This window comes from Bradyrhizobium sp. McL0615 (assembly GCF_049993905.1).
Lineage (GTDB): Bacteria > Pseudomonadota > Alphaproteobacteria > Rhizobiales > Xanthobacteraceae > Bradyrhizobium.
The window spans coordinates 8,484,303-8,507,740 of sequence record NZ_CP188254.1; the positions used below are offsets into that span (position 1 = coordinate 8,484,303).

Sequence of the window (23,438 nt, forward strand, 5' to 3'; positions counted from 1 at the left end):
GATGGTGGGCACGCTTCGCTCTGCCCACCCTACGCCTTGCCCTGTGGCGCCGGATCGGTCACCATCTCCCCTGCTCAATCATAACTACAAAAAGAGCAGAGGAAACGCATGAGCAAGTCCTCCGGATTTTCCTACGGCTGGGTCGTGGTCGCCGTCGGCGCGTTGATGACCTGCGTCGCGTTCGGGTCGATGCTGTCGCTGGCGGTGTTTCTGCAACCGATTTCGCAAGACATGGGCTGGTCGCGCAGTGGCGTGTCGGGGGCGGCGACGATCGACTTTCTTGCGATGGGGCTGGCGGCGTTTTTCTGGGGCGCGCTGTCCGACCGGTTCGGCACCCGCATCGTCGTATTGTCAGGGTCGCTGCTGCTCGGCGCCGGGCTGATCGGGGCCAGCCAAGCCACCAGCCTGTGGCAGTTCCAGTTGACGTTCGGCGTCTTGATTGGCGTCGCGGCCGGCAGTTTCTATGCGCCGATGGTCGCGGCAGCGAGCGCATGGATCGAACACCACCGCAGCCTCGCCGTTGCGCTGGTGTCGGCCGGCATGGGGGTTTCGCCGCTCACGGTCGCCCCGTTCGCAAGCTGGCTGATCACGACCTATGACTGGCGCACGGCGATGCTGGTGATCGGCATCGTCGCGTTGGCGCTGTTGATACCGGCCTCGTTCCTGGTGCGCCCCGCGCCGGCGCCCTCGACCGCTGCGGCCGCAAATGGAACCGGTGCGCCTGACGGGCAATGGACCGTCGCGCAGGCGCTCAAAACCCCGCAATTCATCACGCTGGCGCTGGCCCATTTCGCCTGCTGCGCGGCGCATTCCGGCCCGATCTTCCACATGGTGAGCTACGCCATGGTCTGCGGCATTGCGCCGTTGACCGCCGTCACCGTCTACAGCCTTGCCGGGTTCTCCGGCCTCGGCGGCCGGCTGCTGCTCGGCGTGCTGGCCGATCGTCTCGGCGCCAAGCACGTTCTGGTCGGCGGCCTGTTCGTGCAGGCGCTGGCGATCGCGACCTTTCTCGCGGTCGGTCACCTCGGCGAGTTCTACGCCCTGTCGGTGGTCTTCGGTCTCGCCTATGGCGGCGTGATGCCGCTCTACGCCGTGCTGGTGCGTGAATATTTCGGCGTGCGCATCATGGGCAGCATGTTCGGCGCCGTCTCCGCCTTCGCCAGCCTCGGCATGGCGCTGGGCCCGCTGGCCGGCGGATGGGTGTTCGACACCTACCAAACCTACAGCTGGCTCTATGTCGGCTCGTTCGCCATCGGCATCGCCGCCGTCGCCGTGGCGCTGAGCTTCCCGTCGGCCAAGCAGCCGTCGCAGCCGTCGCTGGATCTGGGGCGCGCGACGGCGTGAAACCACAAGGCGGCCCCCTCGCCGCCTTGATCGACGGCCATGGATGGGCCACCATCCCGCTCGCGCAAAAAAACAAGAGAATGCGAGGAAGCGCATGAACATACATCCCGGCATCGACCTGGTGGAGCGCGCGAAAGCGCTGGCGCCCCTGATCGTGCGCGAAGCCGACGAGATCGAGCGGACGCGGCGGCTGACGCCTGCGGTGACACAGGCGCTGATCGAGAACGGGCTTTACCGCGCGTTGCTGCCGAAGAGCTTTGGCGGCGCGGAGGCTCCGCTGGAAGCGTTCATGCAGATGCAGGAGGAAGTCGCCAAGGCAGACGCCTCGACCGCGTGGTGCCTTGGCCAGTGCAGCGTCTGCGCCATGACCGCGGCCTATCTCGATCCCGATGCCGCCAACGAGATCTTCAATGTCGCGCCCGGCATTCTGGCCTGGGGCGCGATCAACCATGAGGTGCAGGCGGTTCCGGGCGGTTACAAGGCCACCGCGCGCTGGGATTTTGCCTCCGGTTCGCGGCAGGCGAGCTGGCTCGGCGCCCATGTCCGCGTCGTCGAGGCCGATGGGACGCCGCGGCGCAAGCCGGATGGTTCGCCGGAGATCCGCACCATCCTGTTTCCGGTGGCCAGCGCCACGATGTACGACGTCTGGGACGTGATCGGACTGCGCGGCACCGGCACCGATTCCTATTCGGTCGATAATCTGTTCATCCCCGAAAAATTCGCAGCACTTCGCGACGAACCGCAGGCGCGGCGCGAAAACGGGCCGCTGTACAAGCTCTCCACCAACATGGTGTTCGGCATGGGCTTTGCGGCCACCTCGCTCGGTGTCGCCCGCGCCACGCTCGACGCGGCGATCGACCTCGCCCGCGCCAAGACGCCGCAGGCGCAGAAGGCGATGCGCGACAACAATGCCGTGCAGGGCGTGATCGGCCGCACCGAGGCGAGCCTGCGTGCCGCGCGGGCCTATCTTTATGCGACCGCGGCCGAAGTCTGGCGCGATCTGGCGAGCGGCGGGGCCCTCACGGAAGCGCATCGCATCGCGCTTCGCATCGCCACCACCTGGACCATCCATCAATCGGCCGCCGTCGTCGACACCGCCTATCACATGGCCGGCGCCACGGCCGTGTTCAACGCCAACGGGTTCGAGCGCCGGTTTCGCGACATGCATGCGATCGCGCAGCAAATCCAGGGCCGCGATGCGCATTATGAAGACGCCGGCAAGGTGATCCTGTCAGGCCATCTCGATACGCCCCCGACGATGCGGTAATGAATTGTTAATCCGTAATTCCACGGATCGGCCGGCGATCCCCGTTTGTTAAACAATTCATGAAATGCCTGAGGGAGCCTCGCCCCTGGAGCTCCCGTACGCCTCATGTTCAAGATTCGCTCGATCGCCGTTCGGCTGATCCTCGCCATTTCGCTGACCGTGGCCGCCGCCTGCGGCATCCTTGGAACCTTCTCGATCGCCCAGCAACGCGCGCTGACGCAGCTCGCGCTCGATCAGCAACTCAAGCTGCAATATGACAGCGTAATCGCCGCGATTGACTATGAAGGCCGCGCCGCACTGGCGGTCTCTTCCCTTATCGCCGCCATGCCGCCGGTGGCCGAGGCCCTTGCAAAGAATGATCGCGACGGATTGGGCAAGCTGCTTGGCGAGGCACTGGAGTCCTTGAAAGCACAGGGCATTCCCCTGATTTCGTTCTGGCGGGCGCCTGCGACTTCGATTTACCGTGTCCATGCACCGAAGGTGTTCGACGACGATGCTTCGGCGCGGCGCACCACCGTGGTGGAAGCAATCAAGACCGGCAAGTCCATCGTCGGCGTCGAGCCCGGTCGCGAGGCGCTGTCGATCTTCGGCATGACGCCGATCATGCGAGACGGGAAGACGCTAGCCAATGTCGACGTCGGCGCCGCCTTCGGCAAGGAATTCGTCGATCGCGCCAAAAAACGCTTCGGCATCGACCTTGCGGTCTATTCGTACGACGGCAAGGATTTCAAGAAGCTGTCCTCGACCTTCGGCGACAGCATGGTCACCACCGCCGACGAGCTCAAGGGCGTGTTCGGCGGCCAGCCCCTGCGCCGCGACGCGACGCTCGCAGGCCGGCCGGCGGCGCTCTATCTCGGGCAGATCAAGAATTACGCCGGCCAGCCGGTCGGCATTCTCGAAATCATCAAGGACACGACCGAGTACGAGGCGGCAGCGGCGAGTTCGCAGCGCAGCCTGATCCTCGGCACGGTCGCCATCCTGATCGGCGCGATCCTGCTGGCGTTGCTGCTCGGCCGGGGGCTGTCGCGGCCATTGGCTGCCATCACCGCGGTCATGAACCGGCTTTCCGGCGGCGAAATCGACGTCACGATTCCCGGCAGCGAGCGCCGCGATGAACTCGGCACCATGGCCAGCGCGGTCGACGTGTTCCGCCGCAGCATGATCGAGGCGCGCGGCATGCGCGAGGCGCAGGAGGCCTCCAAGCATCAGACCGAACTCGAGAAGAAGGCCTTGCAACGCCAGATGGCCGACCGCTTCGAGGCGGACGTCAAGAGCGTCGTCGCCGCGGTCGCACATGCCACAACCGACATGCAGCGCGTGGCCGGCGAGATCGCGACCAGCGTGAACGGTACTTCGCAGCGGGCCGCCGCGGCGGCGGCCGCCTCCGACGAGGCGTCTGGCAGCGTCAACGCGGTCGCCGCAGCGACCGAACAGCTGGCGTCCTCGGTGGCCGAGATCGGCCGTCAGGTCACCCATTCCAGCCAGGTCGCCGAGAACGCCGTGGTCAAGGCCGGACAGACCACCGAGATGGTGGGCAGCCTGGCCTCGGCAGCGGAAAAGATCGGCGACGTGCTTCGCCTGATCGGGGCGATCGCAAGCCAGACCAATTTGCTGGCGCTGAACGCGACGATTGAGGCGGCGCGTGCCGGCGAGGCCGGCCGCGGCTTCGCCGTCGTCGCATCCGAAGTCAAAGGGCTTGCCAGCCAGACCGCGAAGGCCACGGAAGAAATCGCCGGACAAGTGGCCGCGATTCAGTCCGCCACCGGTGACTGTGTGACCGCGATCGGCGGCATCAGCGACACCATTCGCGAAATCAGCGGTATCGCCACCACCATCGCCGCAGCCGTCGAAGAGCAGGATTCGGCGACGCGGGAAATCGCCCGCAGCGTCCAGCAGGCGGCCGCCGGCACCAGCGAAGTCTCGGTCAACGTGACCGGCGCCAGCCAGTCCGCCGACCAGTCGCGCACGCTGGCCACCAACGTGGCGGCAGCCTCCAGCCAACTCGGCCAGCAGGCCGACGCGCTGTACAAGAGCGTCGACACGTTCCTGGCGGGCCTGCGCGACGCCGCGTAGTCATTCGGAACGGCCGGTCACTCCCGGTCGTCCTCGGCCCCCTTGCCAAGGGTCGTTGCGCCTTTGTGTGCCTATTCCCAGTCCGATTAAAACCAGTCTGGCTGGCGTTGCTGCAAAGCGAGGGCGATCGGACTAACGCGCCTTCCGGGCGCCGAATAATTTGCCCTTCCAGCCCCGCGCGATGATCAGTGCCACCAGCAGGAGAACAAGAACCGCTGCTGCAGCGTCGAAGAGCCGTTCGCCTGTCGAGCAACGGCTGGCGTTACGAACACACGCATCGGATATCAGCCCGGCTTCGGTGAGGCCTGTCAATACGACCACATGCCCAACGAAGATCAACACAACATATCCGCAAATCACGGCAACACGTCGCCATCGCGACGGCAGGTTCGTGTCTGCCGGGTCATTCCTCTCGCTGACATATTGGCCGGGCGACGCTTTTGTCAGATCGCGGATTTGCACGGTGGACTTCGTCAGGAGATCGTGAACCGCCTGATTGCGGCGTGTCGCCGCCAGAATTACGAAGGAGTACAGGCCGAGCGCGCCCTTGATCGCGACGCGGGCACAGGCCTTGAGGAAACTCACGTTACCACCGCTGCGCTCGTCGACGACGCGCAGATTGGTGAAGTAATGCCCGAGCGTGCTGCCCGTAAACGACACCAGAACCGGCTCGTACAGCAGAAGCGCGGCTATCACCAGAACACCGAGTGCGCGGGAGAAATTGTCGTTTTGCACCACGCTCGCCAGCATCACCGCGCCGAAGAGGATAGCCATGGCGATCATCCAGTCGAGCACGATTCCGCGAAAGCGGCGCGAAAAACGAGCGTACCTCGGCACAGTCGCCGCAGGCCTATCGGAATGAGCACTCATTTGAGATAGCGGATTTCGAACATGGCAATCATCTATGCACTTTCGCGGATTCTGCGCTAGTCTGTTCGGCAGATGACACGGGCAGGTTGCGATGGCGAAAACACCGGGGACAGCAACTTCCTCGCGCAGGAAGCGCGCGGACGCGCCAGCGTCCGCAGTCGATGCGATCTTCAACGCCTATCCCAATCCGGTCAGATCGAAGCTCAAGGCGCTGCGCCGGCTGATCTTCGACACGGCGAAGGCCACCAAGGGCGTCGGAGCCCTGGAGGAAGCCGTGAAATGGGGGCAGCCGAGCTATCTCACGGCCGAGAGCAAGAGCGGCAGCACCGTTCGCATCGACCAGGTGAAGGCGGAAGCCGGGCAGTATGCGGTCTATTTCCACTGCCAGACCGATCTGGTCGAAACCTTTCGCGAGCTCTATCCGGAGCTGCGCTATGGCGGCAATCGCAGCATCCTGCTCGACGCCGGCGAGAAGCTGCCCGAGGCGGCGCTGCGCCACTGCGTGGCGCTGGCGTTGACGTATCATTTAAGGAAGCGGAAGGCGATATGAGCGTCATTGCGGCCGTGTTGGATGGGTAGAGCGCAGCGAAACCCATCATGCTTCTGCACACGCAATTGATGGGTTTCGCTTCGCTCTACCCATCCTACGTGCTCATCCGATTCACGCCACCAGCGCAGCACCTGCGGGCGAGCTCCAGTTGCCCTGCGTCTTCAACAGGCCCACGATCTCCGCATTGGGCCGCGCACGGCTGAACAGAAAGCCCTGCCCCTCGTGGCATCCCTCGTTGCGCAGGCAGTTCACTTCGGCTTCGGTCTCGACGCCCTCCGCCGTGATGGTGACGCCCAGGCCCTTGCCGAGGCTGATGATCGAACGCACGATCGCCTGGGCGTCGGGATTGGCGGCGAGGTCGCGCACAAAGGACTGGTCGATCTTGATCTTGTCGAACGGAAAGCTGCGCAGGTAGCTCAGGCTGGAATAGCCGGTGCCGAAATCATCCATCGAGATGCGCACGCCGAGCGCGCGCAGCGCATGCAGCGTCGCCAGCACCTCGCTGCTCTTCTCCAGAAGCAGCGTCTCGGTGATCTCGAGCTCCAGGCGCCGCGCCGGCAGGCCGGACTGCTTCAGCGTATCCGTCACCAACGACAGCAGATTGCCGAGGCGGAACTGCAGCGGTGACAGGTTGACCGCGACGTGGACGTCGTCGGGCCATTGCGCCGCATCCGTGCAGGCGCGGCGCAGCATCAGACCGCCGACAGCGTTGATCAGTCCGGTTTCCTCCGCAACAGGAATGAATTCGGCCGGCGAGATCATGCCGCGCTCGGGATGTGGCCAGCGCACCAGCGCTTCGAAGCCGGTGATGCGCCCGCTCGAAAGATCGACCAGCGGCTGGTAATACGGCCGCAGCGTATCGCCCTGGACCGCTTCGCGCAGCTCGGTTTCGATCTTCCGGCGGCTCTGGGCGCGCGCGTCCATTCCGGCCTCGAAGAACGAGAAGGTGCCGCGCGAATCGTTCTTGGCGCGCGACAATGCAAGGTCGGCGTTCTTCAAAAGTTTCTCGGATTCATCGCCGTCGCCGGGCGACATGGCGATGCCGATGCTGGCGCCGATCACGACGGAATGCCCGTCCAGAAGGAAGGGATCGCCGATGGCGTCGAGGAGGCGGCGTGCCAGGAACGCCGCATCCTCAGGCCGCGTCACCCCGCTCTGGACGATTGCGAATTCGTCGGAATTGAGCCGGGCCAGCAGATCGTCGTCGCGCAGCATTGAGCGCAATCGCTTGCCGACGCCGCGCAGGAGCTTGTCGCCGATGCCATGGCCGAGCGTATCGTTGACCGCCTTGAAATGGTCGAGGCCGAGCACCAGCACCGCCACCTGCTCGGCGTTGCGGCGGGTGCGCAGCAGGATGTCGTCCATCTGCTGGCGCAGCAAATTGCGGTTCGGCAGCCCGGTCAGCCCGTCATGCTGGGCCATGAATGTCAGCCGCGCTTCTGCGCGCTTGCGTTCGGTGGTGTCGATCAGCGCCAGCAGGACCGCAGGCCGGTCGCCGTAAACGAGCTCGCGCGAATAGATCGCCAGATCGATCAGCGTGCCGTCGGCGCGGACATGCCTCCAGGCGCGTGCCGCGCGGTCGTCACCGGACCATGGCAGTTCGGCGTCGAAGGCCTGCAGGCTGCGGATCGTCAGCTTCTCGAATTCGCCGCGGCTGTAGCCATAGTGCTGGATCGCAGCATCGTTGACGGCGAGAATACGCTCATTGCCGAGCGCGCAGACGATCATCGGAACCGGATTACTGTCGAACAGCAGCCGGAACGAGGCCTCCCGCTGCTTCAACTCGGTGATATCGACGCGCAGGCCGATGATGCCGCCGTCCTCGGTCAGACGTTCATCGATCAGGATGACGCGGCCGTCGGCCAGCGTCTGCTCATGCCGCTCGCCGGGCTGGAACAGCTTCTGGAGCCGCGCGGCGATCCATTCTTCCTCGCGGCCGATGGCCTCCGGATAGTCGCCGCGCGCGACGCCGACGCGAATCGTATCTTCCAGCCGCGCGCCCGGCTTGAACAGGTCCGAACTGGGGGCGTACATCTCCGTATATTTCTTGTTCCAGAGAATGTAGCGGCCTTCGGCATCGAGAAACACGACGCCCTGCGGCAGGATATCGATCGCCTCCCGCAAGCGATCATGCGATTTGCGCGCCTCGGCAAGCGCGGCATCAACCTCGGCGCGCTTGCGCACGACCTCGCCGGCCGCAGCGGGCGGGCTCCGCCCGCGTTTGGCGGGAGGCTTAAGCCCGGATTTTATCGGCCGGCCGCGAAAGCGGACAATCGCCGCCAGCTTGGGCTTCCCTGCCGTTGTTCGCTTCTTAGTCGACATCGCAACGCCTACCCCGCGCATTTTGTGCGGGCAATGTTTGCAGATAAGTATCTGAAAAAAAGGTATCTCTTGCCGCATAAAGGGCACGCACGCCGTCACATTCACTGCCCGCCGGAAAAACGGGCACACGCTTTGCGTGCATCGCTTTTGACACAAATCGCAACTTAACAGGGCAAAATCGCCACACGGTGTGGCAGACAGGCGACGCCCGTCCCGGATGCACAAGGAATGCGCGAAACGCCGCGCGTGCGCACCAGCATCCGTCAACGACCGACAGGGTTATCGCGCGGTTAAGGACGGTAGCGACATAACGCTCGATCAACCCAAGGCAGCCGCCACGGCTTGCGCTTCCGGCACGACGTCGTGATCGTAAAGCCGCCTGCGGAACGCCGCATGCGCCGTAATCTCGGCATCGCGAACGCCAAGATCCGCATAGGAGGAGTCGTAGCGCATGCCGTTCTCACGCGCACCGCGCTGAACCGCCGCCACCCGCTCCCGCCGCAGTCGCTCATACGCCAGCAGCGCCGCCGGTGCGCTGGCGCGTGACGCCTGCGCCAGAATGGTCGCCAGCGCCATGCCATCCTCGATCGACTGGTTGGCGCCCTGGCCGAGATGCGGCAGCATCGGGTGCGCGGCATCGCCGAGCAGTGTCAAGCGGCCACGCGTCCAGGCCGGCAGCGGCTCGCGGTCGTACAGCGCCCATCGAAATGTCTTTTCCACCTGGCCCAACAGGGTCCCGATGCGCGGGTCCCAGCCTTCGAACTCGCGGCGCAGCACATCGGGATCTCCAGGCGCCGACCATGATTCCTTCATTTCCGCATCGGCCGGCACGAAGCCGACATAGTTGATGAGCTCGCCCGATCGCACCGGAAAGCTGAGGAAATGCTTTCCCTTGCCGAGCCACATCTGCCAGCAATCGGTCGGCCAGTGCGGAATGCGCGCATGCGGCAGCACGCCGCGATAGGCAACGGACCCGTGAAACACCGGCCGCAACGGCGGCGCCGCATAGGGCCGGAGCTCCGAGTGAATGCCATCCGCCGCAATGACGACGTCGCCTTCGGCCACCGCGCCGTTGGCGAATGAAACACGCGCGACCTCGCTCGTCTGCTCAAAGCCGGTGCCGCGATGTCCCGTGCGCACCACACCTGTTGGCAATGCGCTCGCCAGCATCTCGACCAGGTCGGCGCGATGCATGCCGAAGGTGGCGTTCCAGCCCGCGGAGTCCGTTACCTGGACTGGGGCGATCGGCGCGCCGTCGTGACGAAAATAGTGCGAACCGTGGCCTACCCTGGCGCCCCATTGTTCCACCTGATGTCCAAGGCCCACCCGCTGCAATTGCCGCACGCTGTTCGGCGTAAGAAACACCCCTGCCCCGACCTCGCCGAGCGCGGGGGCCTGCTCATAAACGGAAACATTGAGGCCGCGGGCGATCAGTGCGTTGGCAGCGAACAGCCCGCCAATTCCGCCTCCAATGATCACGACAGTGAGCTGCGGCTGCGTCATTGTCCCACGCAAAAAATGCTTCGGAAGCTTGCGCGTTCAAGCTATCCTTCCTTGCTGCAAACACCAAGCGCCGACAGCTCAGTCTGGACGGAGCAATGGCAGCGGGAGGAGTTTGAATGCCCGGCTCTGCACGAGCTCCGCTTCCCGTACGCCGCAAGTTGGCCGTCCTGACGCTGCTTCTGATTTTCTTCGCGCATGGTCACGCGCCGGCGCTGGCCGGTGATTACCCGGACCGTCCCGTCAAAATCGTCGTTCCATTTCCGGCCGGAGGAACGGCCGATGCGATTCCGCGGATTGTCGCCGACTGGCTGTCGCGTAAATGGAGCCAGCCCGTTGTCATCGAGAACCGCACCGGCGCTGCCGGAAACATCGGCGCCGAACAGGTCTACCATTCAGCGCCCGACGGCTACACGCTGCTCTCGTCAGCGCCGCCGCCGCTTGTGATCAATCACAATCTGTATCCCAGATTAGGCTTCGATCCGACGAAGTTCGAGCCTGTCATCGTCATGGCCCATGTGCCGAACGCGCTGATCGTCAATCCGGATAACATCAAGGCATCGAGCGTGCCCGAGTTGATCCAATACCTGAAAGGCAATTCCGACAAAACCATCTGCGCCACGCAAGGCAACGGCACGACCTCGCACCTGACCTCGGAGCTGTTTCAACTGATGGCAAAGGTGAAGCTGCGGCACATTCCGTATCGCGGCTCGGCGCCTGCGCTGCAGGGCCTCGTCGCCGGCGACGTCGACGTCATGTTCGACAATCTCGGCGTCTCGCTGGCGCTGGTCCAAGCCGGCAAGCTGAAACTGCTCGCGGTGGCCTCGTCTGAACGTCTGCCTGCGCTGCCGAATGTACCGACGATCGCCGAAACGCTTCCGGGCTTTGAAGCGGCCGCCTGGTACGGCATCGTGGCCCCGCCCAAAACTCCGAAAAACATCATCGACAAGATCAATGCCGATGTGAACGAGGTATTGCGTCAGCCCGAGGTGCAGGACCAGCTCAAGAAATTATCCGCCGGGATTTTCGGCGGTCCGGTCGACAAGACATCAGCCTACATGCGCGAGGAAGTCGACCGGTGGGCCGCGGTGATCAAGTCGGCCAATATCGAGCTGCAATAGTTTCAATGCAGTAGGCCTCAATTGATTCGATCGGCGTGCGGCGTGGCCCGGTCCCGACGAGAGCAGCGGCTGCGGCGAGATCAATCAATTGCGAGGGCCTCCCTTGCCCCCGTGTTCCCGGTTTCATGCTATGCTCATTCGAATAGAGTGATCCGATGAATCCCCGCCTGATTCTGATTCCGCTCATCACCGTAATGGCCGCCGTCTATGCCACCAGCGCATGGGCGCAGGACAAGGGCACGGTCAATCCAAAACCGCTGCCGCCGCTCGCCAATCCCAACGATCCCAAGATCGGCGCCAAGGAGCTGTTCGGCCGCAAGGTGCTGCCGGCGGCGATGCCGACGCGCGTGCACGGCTTCTATGCCCATGGCTGCATCGCGGGCGCGGAAGGGCTGCCGATCAACGGCGACAATTGGCAGGTGATGCGGCTGTCGCGCAATCGTTACTGGGGACATCCCGACCTGGTCGCGCTGGTCAAGCGGCTTGCCGCCAAAGCGCGCAAGGATGCGGGCTGGCCGGGTATATTGGTCGGCGACATGTCGCAGCCGCGCGGCGGGCCGATGTTCACCGGACACGCCAGCCATCAGGTTGGGCTCGACGCCGACATCTGGCTGACGCCGATGCCGAACCGGCAACTATCGCGCAACGAGCGCGAGGAGACGTCGGCCGTGATGATGGTGCGCAGCGACCGGCTCGACATCGATCCGCACGCCTGGACGCCTTCCCATCTCGCGGTGATCCGCGCCGCCGCGCTGGAGCCCACCGTGCAGCGCATCTTCGTCAATGCCGCGATCAAGAAGGCGCTCTGTCGTGAGGCCAAAGGCGACCGCTACTGGCTGCACAAGGTGCGGCCGATGTACGGCCACGACTATCACTTCCACATCCGCATCAAATGCCCGCCCGGCGCCGGCGAATGCGAGAGCCAGCCCGACCCAACCGAAGGCGAAGGCTGCAGCACCAGCGATCTCGCCTACTGGTTCAGCGATGCGGTGCTGCACCCGAAGCCACCCAAGGTGCCGCCGAAGCCGAAACCGCCGATGACGATGGCCGCGCTGCCGCCGGCCTGCAAAACCGTATTGCATGCGCCGGATGCCAAGCCATAGGCGCCGTCGACGGGCTATCCTCGCAGCCGCAAATTGCGCTATTATCGGATGTCGCTGCGCCGTAAGCGCGCGTCACCAAGCGGACGACGGTCCGGAATTTCCATTGAATCAGAAGCCAGCAGCGCACGGCAGGTCCGTGTGCGCCTGACATTGTGAGGACTGCCATGCGGATCAGTGCACGCAACCAGGTCAAGGGTACCGTCGTCGAAGTGAAGAAGGGCGCAACCACGTCCCATGTCCGCGTCGATATCGGCGGCGGCCAGATCATTACCTCCTCCATCACCAACGAGGCGGTCGACGACCTCGGCATCAAGGCCGGCGGCAAGGCGATCGTCGTGGTGAAAGCTTCCGACGTCATGATTGCGGTCGACTGACATGCGCACTTCAGTTCTCGTTGCGCTGGCGCTGCTCGGCGCCGCGCCCGCCTGGGCGGCAGAAGAACCGAGCGGCTGCGACAAGTTCAAATGGGGAATCGAGCGCGAACGCGCGGCGCTGACGGCGCCGGGTCGCCTCAAACTTGCTTCGGGCGCAGAACTCGCGGTCTTACCCGCGCAGGCCGTGATCCTCGCCCTGCGCAGCCCGGCGGAGGCCAAACTGCCGATGCCGCCCGAGCGTGCGCCCAAGGACGGCACGTTTGCCGGCTTCGCCAGCATCAAGACGGCGCCCAAGGCCGGTCTCTACTCGATCAGCCTGTCGTCGGGCGGCTGGGTCGATGTGGTGCAGGACGGGCATTTCCTCAAACCGAAGGCCTTCAGCGGCGCCACCGACTGCGACGGCATCCGCAAGACCATGAAATACGAGCTCTCGGCGAGCCCGTTCGCGCTGCAGGTCAGCGGAACGAAAGAGGATTCAGTTTCGATTGCCGTCCTGCCGGCGGAATAACGGCTGGCCCAGGATACGAAGGGCCACTTTGACCCCGACCGCCAGCCTGCTATTGTCAGCCCATTGGCGATATTCCGACTGGCCGTAAGCCGCCGGAATTGCCGGAACAGCGCTTCCGCCATCGCTTCCATCAATTCAACCACGCCTGACTGCGGCGCGCGTAAAGCGCGCCTGCAAGCATGCACGGAGCGCTATTATGTCTCGCCTTACCGGAATTTTTGCGGCATTCGTCATTCTACTGGGAGCCGTAAATTCGCCTGCCGCCGCGCAGGACAAAACCCTGACCGTCTTTGCCGCCGCCTCGATGAAGAACGCGCTCGATGAGATCGATGCCGCCTACACCGCGAAGACCGGGGTCAAGATCACGGTGAGCTACGCCGCCAGTTCGGCATTGGCAAAACAGATCGAACAGGGCGCCCCGGCCGACGTGTTCATATCCGCGGACACCGACTGGATGGATTACGCGATCGGCAAGAAGACCATCAATGAGCCGACCCGGGTCAATCTGCTCGGCAACAGCATCGTGCTGATCGCGCCGAAAGATTCCAAGATCGACAATGTGAACATCGGCGCCGGTTTCGACCTTGCGAAGCTTGCCGGCGACGGCAGGATCGCCACCGGCGACGTCAAATCGGTGCCGGTCGGCAAATACGCCAAGGCGGCGCTGGAGAAACTCGGCGCTTGGCAGGCCGCCGAGCCGAAATTCGCGATGGCCGAGAGCGTGCGCGCCGCGCTGACGCTGGTGGCGCGTGGTGAAGCGGCACTCGGCATCGTCTATTCGACCGACGCCAAGGTCGAACCGGGCGTCAAGGTCGTCGGCACCTTCCCTGCCGATTCCCATCCGGCGATCATCTATCCGGTGGCAGCGACGACCACCGCGAAGCCGGAGACGGCGGACTATCTCACCTTCCTGCGCTCGACCGCGGCGAAGACCATCCTCGAGAAGTACGGTTTCAAGTTTCTCGTCAGCCCCTCTACCTGATGTTCGATATCTCGCCCGCCGAATGGACGGCCATTCTGCTTTCGCTGCGGGTGGCCGTCGTTGCTACGCTGGTGGCGACACCGTTCGGCATCGCGCTGGCGTGGCTGCTGGCGCGGCGTGAATTCTGGGGCAAGTCTATCCTCGACGCGGCCGTGCATCTGCCACTGGTGCTGCCGCCGGTCGTCACCGGGTATCTGCTGCTGCTGACCTTCGGCCGCCGGGGTCTGGTCGGCGCGTGGCTCGCCGACCATCTCGGCATCGTGTTCGCGTTTCGCTGGACCGGGGCGGCGCTGGCCTGCGGCATCATGTCGTTCCCGCTGCTGGTGCGGCCGATCCGGCTGTCGATCGAGGCGATCGACCGCCGGCTGGAACAGGCGTCAAGCACGCTTGGCGCCGCGCCGTGGCAGGTGTTTGCGACGGTAACCCTGCCGCTGGCGCTGCCGGGCGTGCTGGCCGGCATGGTGCTCGGTTTTGCCAAGGCGATCGGCGAGTTCGGCGCCACGATTACTTTCGTCTCCAACATTCCCGGCGAGACCCAGACGATTTCCTCCGCGATCTATTCGCTGATCCAGACGCCCGACGGCGACACTGCGGCAGCGCGGCTGGTGTTGATTTCCATCGTGATCGCGATGGGCGCCCTGATCGCCTCCGAATGGTTCGCGCGGCGCGCCACCAAACGCCTGCACGGGAACTGAGCATGCTGCGCGTCGATATTACAAAGCAGCTCGGCGAATTCTCGCTGGAAGCCGCGTTCGAAAGCCAAGGCCGCGTCACCGGCCTGTTCGGCGCATCCGGCGCCGGCAAGACCTCGCTGATCAACATGATCGCAGGCCTGCTGCGGCCCGACCGCGGCGTCATCGCGCTCGACGACGAAACGCTGGACGACACGATGAAGGGCATTCATTTGCCGCCGCATCGTCGGCGGATCGGCTACGTATTCCAGGACGCGCGGCTGTTTCCGCATCTCGACGTGCGGCAGAATCTCGACTACGGCCGGCGCATGAACGGCCTTGCTGTCGATCCAGCGCATCACGCGCGCATCACCCAGCTGCTCGACATCGGCCAGCTGCTCGACCGCCGGCCCGGAAAACTCTCCGGCGGCGAACGCCAGCGCGTCGCCCTCGGCCGCGCGCTGCTGTCAAAGCCGCGCCTGCTGCTGCTTGACGAGCCGCTGGGCTCGCTCGACGAAGGCCGCAAGGAGGAAATTCTGCCTTATCTGATACGGCTGCGCGACGAAGGTATTCCCATGGTCTATGTTAGCCACGACGCCGCCGAACTGCGTCAGCTCGCGACGCAGATCGTGATGCTCAAGCGCGGCCGGGTGACCGCGCTCGGCGGCGTCAAGGTACTGACATAACCGCTGACTTCAACCGCAGCGCAATATAAGGCTTTTGGCAGCGGCATCGGGAACAGCCACCGAGGCATTGCGTTTAGCTACGCCACGGGTGCGATGTAAAAACCCGGGCAAACTTTCCGGGAAATGCCAAACGGTACAAGACCGAGAGGAGCCTGCCATGGAAGACGTCGAACGGCGTGCAATCGGCAAGGTGATGCGGCGGCTGATACCGTTTCTGATCTTGTGCTATTTCGTTGCATATCTGGATCGCGTCAATGTCAGCTTCGCCAAGCTGCATATGAACCAGGCGCTTGGCTTCAGCGAGGCGGCCTTCGGACTGGGCGCCGGACTTTTCTTCATTGCGTACTTCTTGTTTGAGGTCCCTTCAAACCTGTTTCTGGAGCGGGTTGGCGCACGGGTCTGGATTGCCCGGATCATGATCTCCTGGGGGATCGTCTCGGCCGCATTCGCCTTTATCCCGTCGATTTCAGCAGCGACCGGATTTTCGAACGAAACGGTTTTCTATACCCTTCGGTTGTTGCTCGGCGCATGCGAGGCGGGCTTCTTTCCCGGCATCATCTTTTACCTGACCCTGTGGTTCCCGGCAGTGTATCGCGCGCGGGTCGTCAGCTACTTCATGCTGGCAATCCCGATTTCGTCCATTGTCGGGTCGCCGATCTCCGGAATGTTGCTGAACCTGACTGGCTTGGGGTTGGAAGGCTGGCAATGGCTGTTCGTTCTTGAAGCGCTACCATCGATCGTGGTGGGGGTTTGCGTGTTGTTCTATCTCACCGATTTTCCCCGGCAGGCCAAGTGGCTGCAAAAGGATGAGATTGCGTGGCTGGAGAACGTGCAGGCAACCGAGAAGAGCAACAAGGAGAAAGTCGAACACCTTTCTCTGTTTCAATCACTCACCGATCTCCGCATCCTGCTGTGCGCACTGGTCTACTTCTGCTTGAATGCGGCGAGCTACGGAGTTGCGTTCTTCCTGCCGACCATCATCAAAGGCTTTGGGGTGAGCGATACCCAGACCGGATTGCTGGCTGCGCTGCCCTTTATTTTCGGTGGCATCGGCATGGTATTGCTCGGTCGACATTCAGACCGCACCATGGAACGCAAGGGTCACGTCGCCGTGGCGCTGCTGATGGCGGCGATCGGGATCGGGTTGTCCGGGCTGGTTTCGAATCCCATCATCGTCATGGCTTTGCTCTGCTTCGCGCAGATCGGCGTTTCTTCGGTGCCGCCGATGTTCTGGCCGCTGCCGGCGAGCATGCTTACCGGGGCCTCGGCCGCGGCGGGCATCGCGGCCATCAACTCGCTCGGCAACCTCTCGGGCTTCGCCGGTCCCTTTGCGATGGGCTATCTAAAGGATCTAACGGGCAACTTCACGGTCGGCCTGCTCCTGCTCGCCGGATGCGCCGTTGTTGGCGCCGCCGTCGTCATGAGCTTGCGCATTGACGTACGGCGAGAGCAGTCGTCCGGGGACGTCGCATTGGCGCATTAGCCTGTAGCCCGGATGAAGCGAAGCGCAATCCGGGACAGTTTCAAACGCAGATCAACCTTCCCCGGGTTTCGCTGCGCTTCTCCCGGGCTACGAGGCTACCCTCACGTCAGAAGCTTACTCCGGAACGACCCGCACCGCGCCGCGCGCCGCGCTCGTCGTCAGCGCCGCGTAGGCCTTCAGCGCCATCGTCACCTTGCGGCTCCGCTTCTTGGCGGGCTTCCATGCCTCCGCGCCACGGGCCAGCATGGCTTCGCGCCGCTTCGCCAGCGTGGCGTCATCGACCGCGAGGCTGATGGAGCGCGCGGGGATGTCGATCTTGATCAGGTCGCCCTCTTCCACCAGGCCGATCAACCCGCCTTCGGCGGCTTCCGGCGAAAGATGCCCGATCGACAGGCCTGATGAACCACCGGAGAAGCGGCCATCGGTGACCAGCGCGCAGACTTTGCCGAGGCCCTTCGATTTGAGGTAGCTGGTCGGATACAGCATCTCCTGCATGCCGGGACCACCACGCGGGCCTTCATAGCGGACCACGACGACGTCGCCGGCCTTGATCTTGTTGCCCAAAATGCCTTCGACGGCGGCGTCCTGGCTTTCGAACACCCTCGCCGGCCCCTCGAACTTCAAAATGCTCTCATCGACGCCGGCCGTCTTCACGATGCAGCCCTCGAGCGCGATGTTACCGGACAGCACGGCAAGGCCGCCGTCCTTCGAATAGGCGTGCTCGGCGTCGCGAACGCAGCCCGTGGCGCGATCGGTGTCGAGCTCCTCGAACCGACGCTCCTGGCTGAATGCTGTTTGCGTCGGCACGTTGCCCGGGGCGGCCATGAAAAATTTGCGGACGCTCTCGCTCCTGGTCTGCTTGATATCCCAGCGGCTGAGCGCATCCTCCAGCGTCTTGCTGTGAACCATCGGCAGGCCGCGGTTGAGCAGGCCGGCGCGGTCGAGCTCGCCGAGGATCGCCATCACGCCGCCGGCGCGATGAACGTCTTCCAGATGCACGTCCGCCACTGACGGCGCCACCTTGCAGAGCACCGGGACCCGCCGCGACAGGCGGTCGATATCCTGCATCGTGAACGGCACCTGGCCTTCATAGGCCGCCGCCAGCAGATGCAGCACGGTGTTGGTCGAACCGCCCATGGCGATATCGAGCGTCATGGCGTTCTCGAATGCCTTGAAGTTGGCGATGTTGCGCGGCAACGCGGTTTCGTCGTCCTGCTCGTAATAGCGCCGCGCCAGATCGACGATCAGGTGACCGGCCTCGACGAACAATCCCTTGCGGTCTGCATGCGTCGCCAGCACCGAGCCGTTGCCCGGCAGCGCCAGCCCCAGCGCTTCGGTGAGGCAGTTCATGGAATTGGCGGTGAACATGCCCGAGCACGAGCCGCAGGTCGGGCAGGCCGAGCGCTCGATCACTTCGACGTCGGCGTCGCTGACATTGCTGTCGGCGGCGGCGACCATGGCGTCGATCAGGTCGACCGCGCGGAGCTTGCCCTTGATGTTGACCTTGCCCGATTCCATCGGCCCGCCCGAAACGAACACGGTCGGGATGTTGATCCGCAGCGCTGCCATCAGCATGCCGGGCGTGATCTTGTCGCAGTTGGAGATGCAGACCATGGCGTCGGCGCAATGCGCGTTGACCATGTACTCGACGCTGTCGGCGATGATCTCGCGCGATGGCAGGCTGTACAACATGCCGTCATGGCCCATGGCGATGCCGTCATCGACCGCGATGGTGTTGAACTCCTTGGCGACGCCGCCCGCCTTTTCGATTTCGCGCGCGACCAGCTGGCCGAGATCCTTCAGGTGGACGTGTCCGGGCACGAACTGGGTGAATGAATTGACCACGGCAATGATCGGCTTGCCAAAGTCCTCGTTCTTCATGCCGGTGGCACGCCAGAGGCCGCGGGCGCCCGCCATGTTGCGGCCGTGGGTCGTGGTTCGGGAGCGATAGGCGGGCATGATCTATCCTTTGCGGGATCGGGAATGGCGTCTTTTAGACGGTGAGCTCTGTCGATTAAAGCGGCGATTACAGTACCTTGGCGCAGGGTCGCCATGCGCTGGCCCACCCAAAACGGGACAGGGTGCAGGCGCCCTGCCCCGGCTACCGCTAGACGATTTCGCGGGCGCGCAGTTCCGCGATCGCCTTCGCATCATAGCCGAGCGAGGCCAGCACCTCGTCGGTGTGGGCGCTGAGCGCGGGCGCCATGCGGTCGAGCCGGCCGCCGCCATGGGCGAGCTGGAACCCGCCGCCGGCAAAGCGCAGGCGGCCATAGGGCGTATCGATCTCCTGAATGGCGCCGCGGGCGGCGATCTGCGGATGATCGATCACTTCCTCAACCTTCCAGATGCTGGCGCAGGGGGCACCCGCGGCATCCAGGAGCTTTTCCCACTCGCGCGGGTCTTTCTTCGACAGCGCCTCCTCGATAATGGCCCGCAATGCCGGCTCGTTTTCCTGCCGGGCGAACCAGTCGACGAAGCGCGGGTCTTCCAGCGCATCGGCGCGGCCGAGCGCGGTCATCAGCGCGATGTATTGTTTCTCGCTGTTGACGGCGAGCAGCAGATAGCCCTCGCCGGCCTTGAACAGATTGGCGGTCGGCCGGCGGCTTACCGCCTGGTTGCCGGAGAGCTGCTGGCGATGGCCAGCCACCGAGTAGTCCGCGACCTGCCCGGACAAGAACGCCAGCGTCGCCTCCAGCATGGAGACGTCGACCAACTGACCCTTGCCGGTATGGGTGCGCTGGAACAGCGCGCTCGATACGCCGAACGCGGCGGTGGCCCCGGACAGGACGTCGCAGACCGCAAAGCCCGCCCGCGTCGGGCCGGTCTCGGCATGGCCGGTGATCGACATGATGCCCGACAACGCCTGGATCTTGCCGTCATAGCCGGCGCCCGATCGTTCCGGGCCGGTCTGGCCGAAGCCTGAAATCGCGCAATAGATCAACCGGGGATTGATCGCCGACAATGCCGCGTAGCCGATGCCGAGCTTGTCCATCACGCCGGGACGAAAGTTCTCCATCACCACGTCGGCTTGCGCGGCAAGCTGCTTGACGATGGCGATCGCCTCCAGCTTCGAGAGGTCGAGCGTGAGGCTGCGCTTGTTGCCGTTGATGGCTTGCCAGCCGGGGGCAAGGCCGCGCTCGGCCCATTCGCGGCTCAGCGGCGTGCGCCGCATGTCCTCGCCTTCGCGACGCTCCACCTTGATGACGTCAGCGCCGAGCAGCGCGAGCTGGTAGCTCGCATAGGGGCCAGCCAGTACCTGCGTGAAGTCGAGAATCTTCACGCCTTCGAACGGTCGGGTCACGTTAGTTTCTCCTGGGGTCCCTGCGCAGTTTATATTTCTTCTACACGCAACGGAATGATCATTGCATTCTCATTGGTCTCACGTCCGGGCCAGTTACCCCAAACCACTCTCGCCTCAAACTTCCGCCCGCGACACGTCACTGTCATCTTGTCACCCACGACCGGCGCCGGGCCTTCAAATAGATTCTCGTCATGTCTTAGCTCGCGTTCGGTGACTATCTCTCCGTCCCGCAGCATGATCCGCTTCACCCAGTAGGTCATCGGTCCACATCGGAAAATCTGATGTCCGTGAACGATCACGCCGCACGGTTGCCGCGCGCGATCTCTTTCTGCTTGTCGAACTCGGCGCGGCGCCGCGCCAGTTCTTCCGGGCTCATCTGCGCGACGTTGTTGTAGTCGAGCTTCCAGGAGGCATCATCGCTCCAGCGCAGCGGCGACTGCATCGTGGTGCGTGCGCCGGAAGCGGACTCCAGCAACCGCAACGCCAGTTCGAGCGTCAGCGCCTGTGAGGCGACATCCTGCGGCTTGCCGGCGGAATTGCCGAGCGGGAAATCCGAAAACAGGAAGCGCGGCGCGGCGGCGTGCTCGACGATGTCCTTGGCGCAACCCATCACGACGGTGGGGATGCCGTTGGCTTCGAGATGACGCGCCACCAGAGCGGAGGTCTGGTGGCAGACCGGACAGTTCGGAACGATCACGGCGACATCGACCTTGTCGGCCTGGCAGCGGGCGAGAATATCCGGCGCGTCGACATCGATGGTGACGCGATGGCTGCGGTTGGTCGGCGCGCCGAAGAAGCGCGGCGCGACCTCGCCGATCCGCCCCGCGGCGGCGGCTTTCAGCAGCAAGGCTAACGGAAACCAGGTGCCGCTGTCGGTGGCCGTCGTATGCTTGCGGTCGTAGCCGATATGCGAGATCCGCAAATCGTGCTGCTTGGCGGTGTCGCCGTCATAGACCTGATAGAACTTGGCGCTGCCATTATACGCAGCGCCCGGGCCCTGATCACCCTTGGTCGGATCATGCTGGGCAGCTGTCGTCACGATGGTCACGCGCGACTTCGCCAGCGGCTTTTTCAGCGGCTGGAACGGCGCATCGACATAATGCGCCCAGCGATAAGGCGTCGTGTAGCCGATCGCGGCGTAGTAGTCGCGAGTCCGCTGCATATAGGGGACCGGGGAATCGTAGTCGGGCGCGAAGCCGAGCTGGTCGTCGAGGGGGGCGGACATTGTTGTGTCTCCTGCGTTTCCACCGGGCGGCCGTTAGACGGCCTTTGCCTCAGGCTAGTGATACTCCGCCGTTTCCTCAACTGCGGATATTGCATCAGACCTGCGCAGGATCGCGCCTCCTGGAGCGTTGCCTGGTCAATAAATCGCGCAGCGCCTGCACTTTCGGTGAATCGGCGCCCTTCCGCCAGATCAGGTAGGTATCGGCACGGTTCTCGCCCGGTGGTAGGCGATGGACCTTCAGCCGCCGGCTTTCCGGAAATGTCGTAAGTACGCTTCTTGGCAGCAGCGCCACGCCCATGCCCGCCACGACACATCCGAGCATGGCGTGATAGGAGCCCAGCTCGATGGTGCGCTCCGGCATTTGATCGCGCAGCGCATACCAATCCTCCAATCGCTTGCGGTGCGGGCAGCCATGCTCGAACGCGATGATGGTGCGCGAGTTATGGTGACAGCATCACCGCAACTTGTATGTTCTTTAGTTCGCCAAAGCACATCGCTCAAGCTTGTTTGAAATCGAGGGGGACAATTCTGTTTTTTCGTCGACGCAAGCTCCTGTAAAGATTGCCCTGTCTACATTGATTGCTTTCAAGAAGCGCGCCTTCGCTAGATTTGTTTTCTCAAAATTGACTTCGGCAACATCAACACCAGAAAAATCTGCGTCGATCAATTTGGCCTTGTAGAAGTGGGCCTTCTTGCCTTTGAAATCACAGCTCGCCGTGTTGCCCAGGTTAGCGTTCTGGAAATGCGCCCGAGACAGATCGGTGTTGTAGAAGCGAGCTCCGGCTAAGCAGGCTCCTTTAAGCGAAGCACCTCCCATGCGTACATTATCAAATCCCGCGTCATTGAGGATAGCACCCGTAAAGTCAATGGTGTAGTCCTGCCGAGTGTTTTCATAATCTTCGAGGTCAGAAAGCTTCGCGTCCCACTCGGCGCCATATGCCTCCCAGTCGGCCATGTATGAGCCGTCAAACTTCGCACTCGTAAGATCTAAACCGCTCATATTCGCGCCATAGAGCCTCGCCCCTTGAAAGTTTGCCACGACGAAAGCTTTGGTATTCGCTCGCCTGAAGTCTCCCCCTACCAAGTAGGATTTTCGCAAATCAACGTCTAACTGACGGCTCATATTAAGACTAGCGAGGATACTGATCGCCGATTGAACGTCTGCTGGAATCTTGCGGTCGATTGGATTTCCACTTTGGCCGACGTCCCCAGAGCTCATGATGAATCCAATTGCAGCGCGGATAGCAGGAATCAAATATCTATTTCTTCCGTCGCTAGCCTGCTTTGTTTCCGCAATCTGCTCTATCGCGTACAAGCCGGCTATGCGGGTGCCTACCGATTTCTCTTTTAACAGCCCAGACGCCGCGATGAATTGCTGATTAACAAACTGATCACGCGTCTGTAGCTGCTGCTCAAAGAACTGGTCTGCCTGTGCCTTAAGCTGAGCCCGAGAAAGGTCGATTGTTTCTCTGTCTTTGTAGAAAGTCCAAGCGAAGGTGACTATCAATACAATTGCGCCGAGTGCTTGACCTATGGTCTTACGATAGTTGTCCGTAACATCGGCTCTGTCTTTGGTGTTAGTGATATCGAGGCGACCAACTACACGCGGTGGCACAAACCACCAGACGAGATAAGCTCCGAACAAGATGACGAGTATTGTGGCAACCCCACTGGCTAGCTCCATTTGGCGCTCCCATATCGATTGAACAGCGATGAAGAGATTTGCCGCAATCCCTTAGATAACGCTCGCTCCTTCAAGTTATCTGTTACGGCGAACGAGGCGCAGTTTCACAGAATGAATGGTGACTAGCTTGTCGACCAATGTCGCTCTCAATTGCGCTTTTCAAGCAATATGCGCGCAGGAGCGACGAGCTATGCTAAATCAAATTATATAACTAGCCAGCAATCAAAGAGAGAACAATCTCTGGTAGTCGTGCTGTTATGCGCCGCTTGGCCTCAGAAAGCAACCCAGAATGCCTCGCTTGAGCGCCTCGCGCTAAACAGAAAGGTTCTGTGACGAGCTCTACCCGTCGTGTCCCAGAACGCGTAACAGCATTG

Annotated in this window: 20 protein-coding genes; 12 read left to right on the plus strand and 8 right to left on the minus strand. The window is 63.1% G+C overall.

Annotated features, from left to right (window positions below; translation table 11 throughout):
* The first annotated feature begins 108 nt into the window (after window positions 1–108).
* From ACPPVP_RS40925 to ACPPVP_RS40935, 3 genes are all read left to right on the plus strand, one after another.
* Window positions 109–1,344 carry an MFS transporter gene (locus ACPPVP_RS40925; protein WP_426529456.1) on the plus strand — a complete coding sequence of 412 codons (1,236 nt, stop codon included), beginning with the start codon at window positions 109–111 and terminating at the stop codon, window positions 1,342–1,344.
* Window positions 1,345–1,438: 94 nt separating this feature from the next.
* Window positions 1,439–2,611 carry an acyl-CoA dehydrogenase family protein gene (locus ACPPVP_RS40930; protein ID WP_426529458.1) on the plus strand — a complete coding sequence of 391 codons (1,173 nt, stop codon included), beginning with the start codon at window positions 1,439–1,441 and terminating at the stop codon, window positions 2,609–2,611.
* Between the two features lie 105 nt (window positions 2,612–2,716).
* Window positions 2,717–4,684, plus strand: coding sequence for a methyl-accepting chemotaxis protein (locus ACPPVP_RS40935; RefSeq protein ID WP_426529460.1), 1,968 nt, complete (start codon window positions 2,717–2,719; stop codon window positions 4,682–4,684).
* Window positions 4,685–4,816: 132 nt separating this feature from the next.
* Here ACPPVP_RS40935 and ACPPVP_RS40940 read toward each other — a convergent pair whose 3' ends face one another.
* The gene (locus tag ACPPVP_RS40940) at window positions 4,817–5,458 is read right to left on the minus strand and encodes an RDD family protein (RefSeq protein WP_426529462.1); all 642 of its coding nucleotides are present in this window, start codon (window positions 5,456–5,458) and stop codon (window positions 4,817–4,819) included.
* 187 nt (window positions 5,459–5,645) lie between these two features.
* Between ACPPVP_RS40940 and ACPPVP_RS40945 the strand changes: the two genes are divergently transcribed.
* Window positions 5,646–6,104 carry a DUF1801 domain-containing protein gene (locus tag ACPPVP_RS40945; RefSeq protein WP_426529464.1) on the plus strand — a complete coding sequence of 153 codons (459 nt, stop codon included), beginning with the start codon at window positions 5,646–5,648 and terminating at the stop codon, window positions 6,102–6,104.
* A gap of 111 nt (window positions 6,105–6,215) precedes the next feature.
* On the opposite strand, the gene ACPPVP_RS40950 is transcribed toward ACPPVP_RS40945, so the two are convergent.
* Together ACPPVP_RS40950 and ACPPVP_RS40955 are read right to left on the minus strand one after the other, a co-directional pair.
* Window positions 6,216–8,426 carry a putative bifunctional diguanylate cyclase/phosphodiesterase gene (locus ACPPVP_RS40950; protein WP_426529466.1) on the minus strand — a complete coding sequence of 737 codons (2,211 nt, stop codon included), beginning with the start codon at window positions 8,424–8,426 and terminating at the stop codon, window positions 6,216–6,218.
* Between the two features lie 318 nt (window positions 8,427–8,744).
* The gene (locus ACPPVP_RS40955; protein ID WP_426529468.1) at window positions 8,745–9,929 is read right to left on the minus strand and encodes an FAD-dependent monooxygenase; all 1,185 of its coding nucleotides are present in this window, start codon (window positions 9,927–9,929) and stop codon (window positions 8,745–8,747) included.
* A gap of 116 nt (window positions 9,930–10,045) precedes the next feature.
* Between ACPPVP_RS40955 and ACPPVP_RS40960 the strand changes: the two genes are divergently transcribed.
* The 8 genes from ACPPVP_RS40960 (at window position 10,046) to ACPPVP_RS40995 (ending at window position 16,854) form a co-directional block, all read left to right on the plus strand.
* A complete protein-coding gene (locus ACPPVP_RS40960; protein ID WP_426529470.1) occupies window positions 10,046–11,047 on the plus strand; it encodes a Bug family tripartite tricarboxylate transporter substrate binding protein in 1,002 nt (333 codons plus the stop codon).
* Window positions 11,048–11,202: 155 nt separating this feature from the next.
* Window positions 11,203–12,150, plus strand: a complete 948-nt coding sequence (mepA, locus tag ACPPVP_RS40965) for a penicillin-insensitive murein endopeptidase (RefSeq protein WP_426529472.1) — start codon at window positions 11,203–11,205, stop codon at window positions 12,148–12,150.
* Window positions 12,151–12,314: 164 nt separating this feature from the next.
* Window positions 12,315–12,524 (plus strand): TOBE domain-containing protein, encoded by a 210-nt coding sequence (locus tag ACPPVP_RS40970; RefSeq protein ID WP_426529474.1) that lies wholly within the window; start codon window positions 12,315–12,317, stop codon window positions 12,522–12,524.
* A 1-nt stretch (window position 12,525) separates the two neighbouring features.
* On the plus strand, window positions 12,526–13,032 hold the full coding sequence (locus ACPPVP_RS40975; RefSeq protein ID WP_426529476.1) for a hypothetical protein: 507 nt from the start codon (window positions 12,526–12,528) through the stop codon (window positions 13,030–13,032).
* A gap of 196 nt (window positions 13,033–13,228) precedes the next feature.
* Window positions 13,229–14,014, plus strand: a complete 786-nt coding sequence (gene modA / locus ACPPVP_RS40980; protein WP_426529478.1) for a molybdate ABC transporter substrate-binding protein — start codon at window positions 13,229–13,231, stop codon at window positions 14,012–14,014.
* Window positions 14,014–14,709: a molybdate ABC transporter permease subunit gene (modB, locus tag ACPPVP_RS40985; protein ID WP_426529480.1), complete on the plus strand. Its 696-nt coding sequence runs from the start codon at window positions 14,014–14,016 to the stop codon at window positions 14,707–14,709. The genes modA and modB overlap by 1 nt, the downstream gene beginning before the upstream one ends.
* 2 nt (window positions 14,710–14,711) lie before the next feature.
* Window positions 14,712–15,371 (plus strand): molybdenum ABC transporter ATP-binding protein, encoded by a 660-nt coding sequence (gene modC / locus ACPPVP_RS40990; RefSeq protein WP_426529482.1) that lies wholly within the window; start codon window positions 14,712–14,714, stop codon window positions 15,369–15,371.
* A gap of 157 nt (window positions 15,372–15,528) precedes the next feature.
* Window positions 15,529–16,854: an MFS transporter gene (locus ACPPVP_RS40995; protein WP_426529484.1), complete on the plus strand. Its 1,326-nt coding sequence runs from the start codon at window positions 15,529–15,531 to the stop codon at window positions 16,852–16,854.
* Window positions 16,855–16,968: 114 nt separating this feature from the next.
* Here ACPPVP_RS40995 and ilvD read toward each other — a convergent pair whose 3' ends face one another.
* From ilvD to ACPPVP_RS41020, 5 genes are all read right to left on the minus strand, one after another.
* Window positions 16,969–18,813: a dihydroxy-acid dehydratase gene (gene ilvD / locus ACPPVP_RS41000; protein WP_426529486.1), complete on the minus strand. Its 1,845-nt coding sequence runs from the start codon at window positions 18,811–18,813 to the stop codon at window positions 16,969–16,971.
* Window positions 18,814–18,961: 148 nt separating this feature from the next.
* Complete coding sequence (locus tag ACPPVP_RS41005) at window positions 18,962–20,155, minus strand: CaiB/BaiF CoA transferase family protein (RefSeq protein WP_426529488.1); 1,194 nt, start codon at window positions 20,153–20,155, stop codon at window positions 18,962–18,964.
* A gap of 295 nt (window positions 20,156–20,450) precedes the next feature.
* On the minus strand, window positions 20,451–21,380 hold the full coding sequence (locus ACPPVP_RS41010) for a glycine reductase (protein WP_426529490.1): 930 nt from the start codon (window positions 21,378–21,380) through the stop codon (window positions 20,451–20,453).
* A 94-nt stretch (window positions 21,381–21,474) separates the two neighbouring features.
* Window positions 21,475–21,771, minus strand: coding sequence for a LysR substrate-binding domain-containing protein (locus tag ACPPVP_RS41015; RefSeq protein ID WP_426529492.1), 297 nt, complete (start codon window positions 21,769–21,771; stop codon window positions 21,475–21,477).
* A gap of 84 nt (window positions 21,772–21,855) precedes the next feature.
* On the minus strand, window positions 21,856–23,064 hold the full coding sequence (locus tag ACPPVP_RS41020; protein WP_426529494.1) for a pentapeptide repeat-containing protein: 1,209 nt from the start codon (window positions 23,062–23,064) through the stop codon (window positions 21,856–21,858).
* Window positions 23,065–23,438: the final 374 nt, after the last annotated feature.

Bases quoted from the DNA above. Each gene is read 5' to 3' on its own strand.
- ACPPVP_RS40945 (WP_426529464.1), top strand. From the start codon at position 5,646: ATGGCGAAAACACCGGGGACAGCAACTTCCTCGCGCAGGAAGCGCGCG.
- mepA (WP_426529472.1), top strand. From the start codon at position 11,203: ATGAATCCCCGCCTGATTCTGATTCCGCTCATCACCGTAATGGCCGCC.
- modA (WP_426529478.1), top strand. From the start codon at position 13,229: ATGTCTCGCCTTACCGGAATTTTTGCGGCATTCGTCATTCTACTGGGA.
- modB (WP_426529480.1), top strand. From the start codon at position 14,014: ATGTTCGATATCTCGCCCGCCGAATGGACGGCCATTCTGCTTTCGCTG.
- ACPPVP_RS40925 (WP_426529456.1), top strand. From the start codon at position 109: ATGAGCAAGTCCTCCGGATTTTCCTACGGCTGGGTCGTGGTCGCCGTC.
- ACPPVP_RS41020 (WP_426529494.1), bottom strand. From the start codon at position 23,064: ATGGAGCTAGCCAGTGGGGTTGCCACAATACTCGTCATCTTGTTCGGA.
- modC (WP_426529482.1), top strand. From the start codon at position 14,712: ATGCTGCGCGTCGATATTACAAAGCAGCTCGGCGAATTCTCGCTGGAA.
- ACPPVP_RS40955 (WP_426529468.1), bottom strand. From the start codon at position 9,929: ATGACGCAGCCGCAGCTCACTGTCGTGATCATTGGAGGCGGAATTGGC.
- ACPPVP_RS40940 (WP_426529462.1), bottom strand. From the start codon at position 5,458: ATGGCTATCCTCTTCGGCGCGGTGATGCTGGCGAGCGTGGTGCAAAAC.
- ilvD (WP_426529486.1), bottom strand. From the start codon at position 18,813: ATGCCCGCCTATCGCTCCCGAACCACGACCCACGGCCGCAACATGGCG.
- ACPPVP_RS40930 (WP_426529458.1), top strand. From the start codon at position 1,439: ATGAACATACATCCCGGCATCGACCTGGTGGAGCGCGCGAAAGCGCTG.
- ACPPVP_RS41010 (WP_426529490.1), bottom strand. From the start codon at position 21,380: ATGTCCGCCCCCCTCGACGACCAGCTCGGCTTCGCGCCCGACTACGAT.
- ACPPVP_RS40995 (WP_426529484.1), top strand. From the start codon at position 15,529: ATGGAAGACGTCGAACGGCGTGCAATCGGCAAGGTGATGCGGCGGCTG.
- ACPPVP_RS40935 (WP_426529460.1), top strand. From the start codon at position 2,717: ATGTTCAAGATTCGCTCGATCGCCGTTCGGCTGATCCTCGCCATTTCG.
- ACPPVP_RS40950 (WP_426529466.1), bottom strand. From the start codon at position 8,426: ATGTCGACTAAGAAGCGAACAACGGCAGGGAAGCCCAAGCTGGCGGCG.
- ACPPVP_RS40970 (WP_426529474.1), top strand. From the start codon at position 12,315: ATGCGGATCAGTGCACGCAACCAGGTCAAGGGTACCGTCGTCGAAGTG.
- ACPPVP_RS40975 (WP_426529476.1), top strand. From the start codon at position 12,526: ATGCGCACTTCAGTTCTCGTTGCGCTGGCGCTGCTCGGCGCCGCGCCC.
- ACPPVP_RS40960 (WP_426529470.1), top strand. From the start codon at position 10,046: ATGCCCGGCTCTGCACGAGCTCCGCTTCCCGTACGCCGCAAGTTGGCC.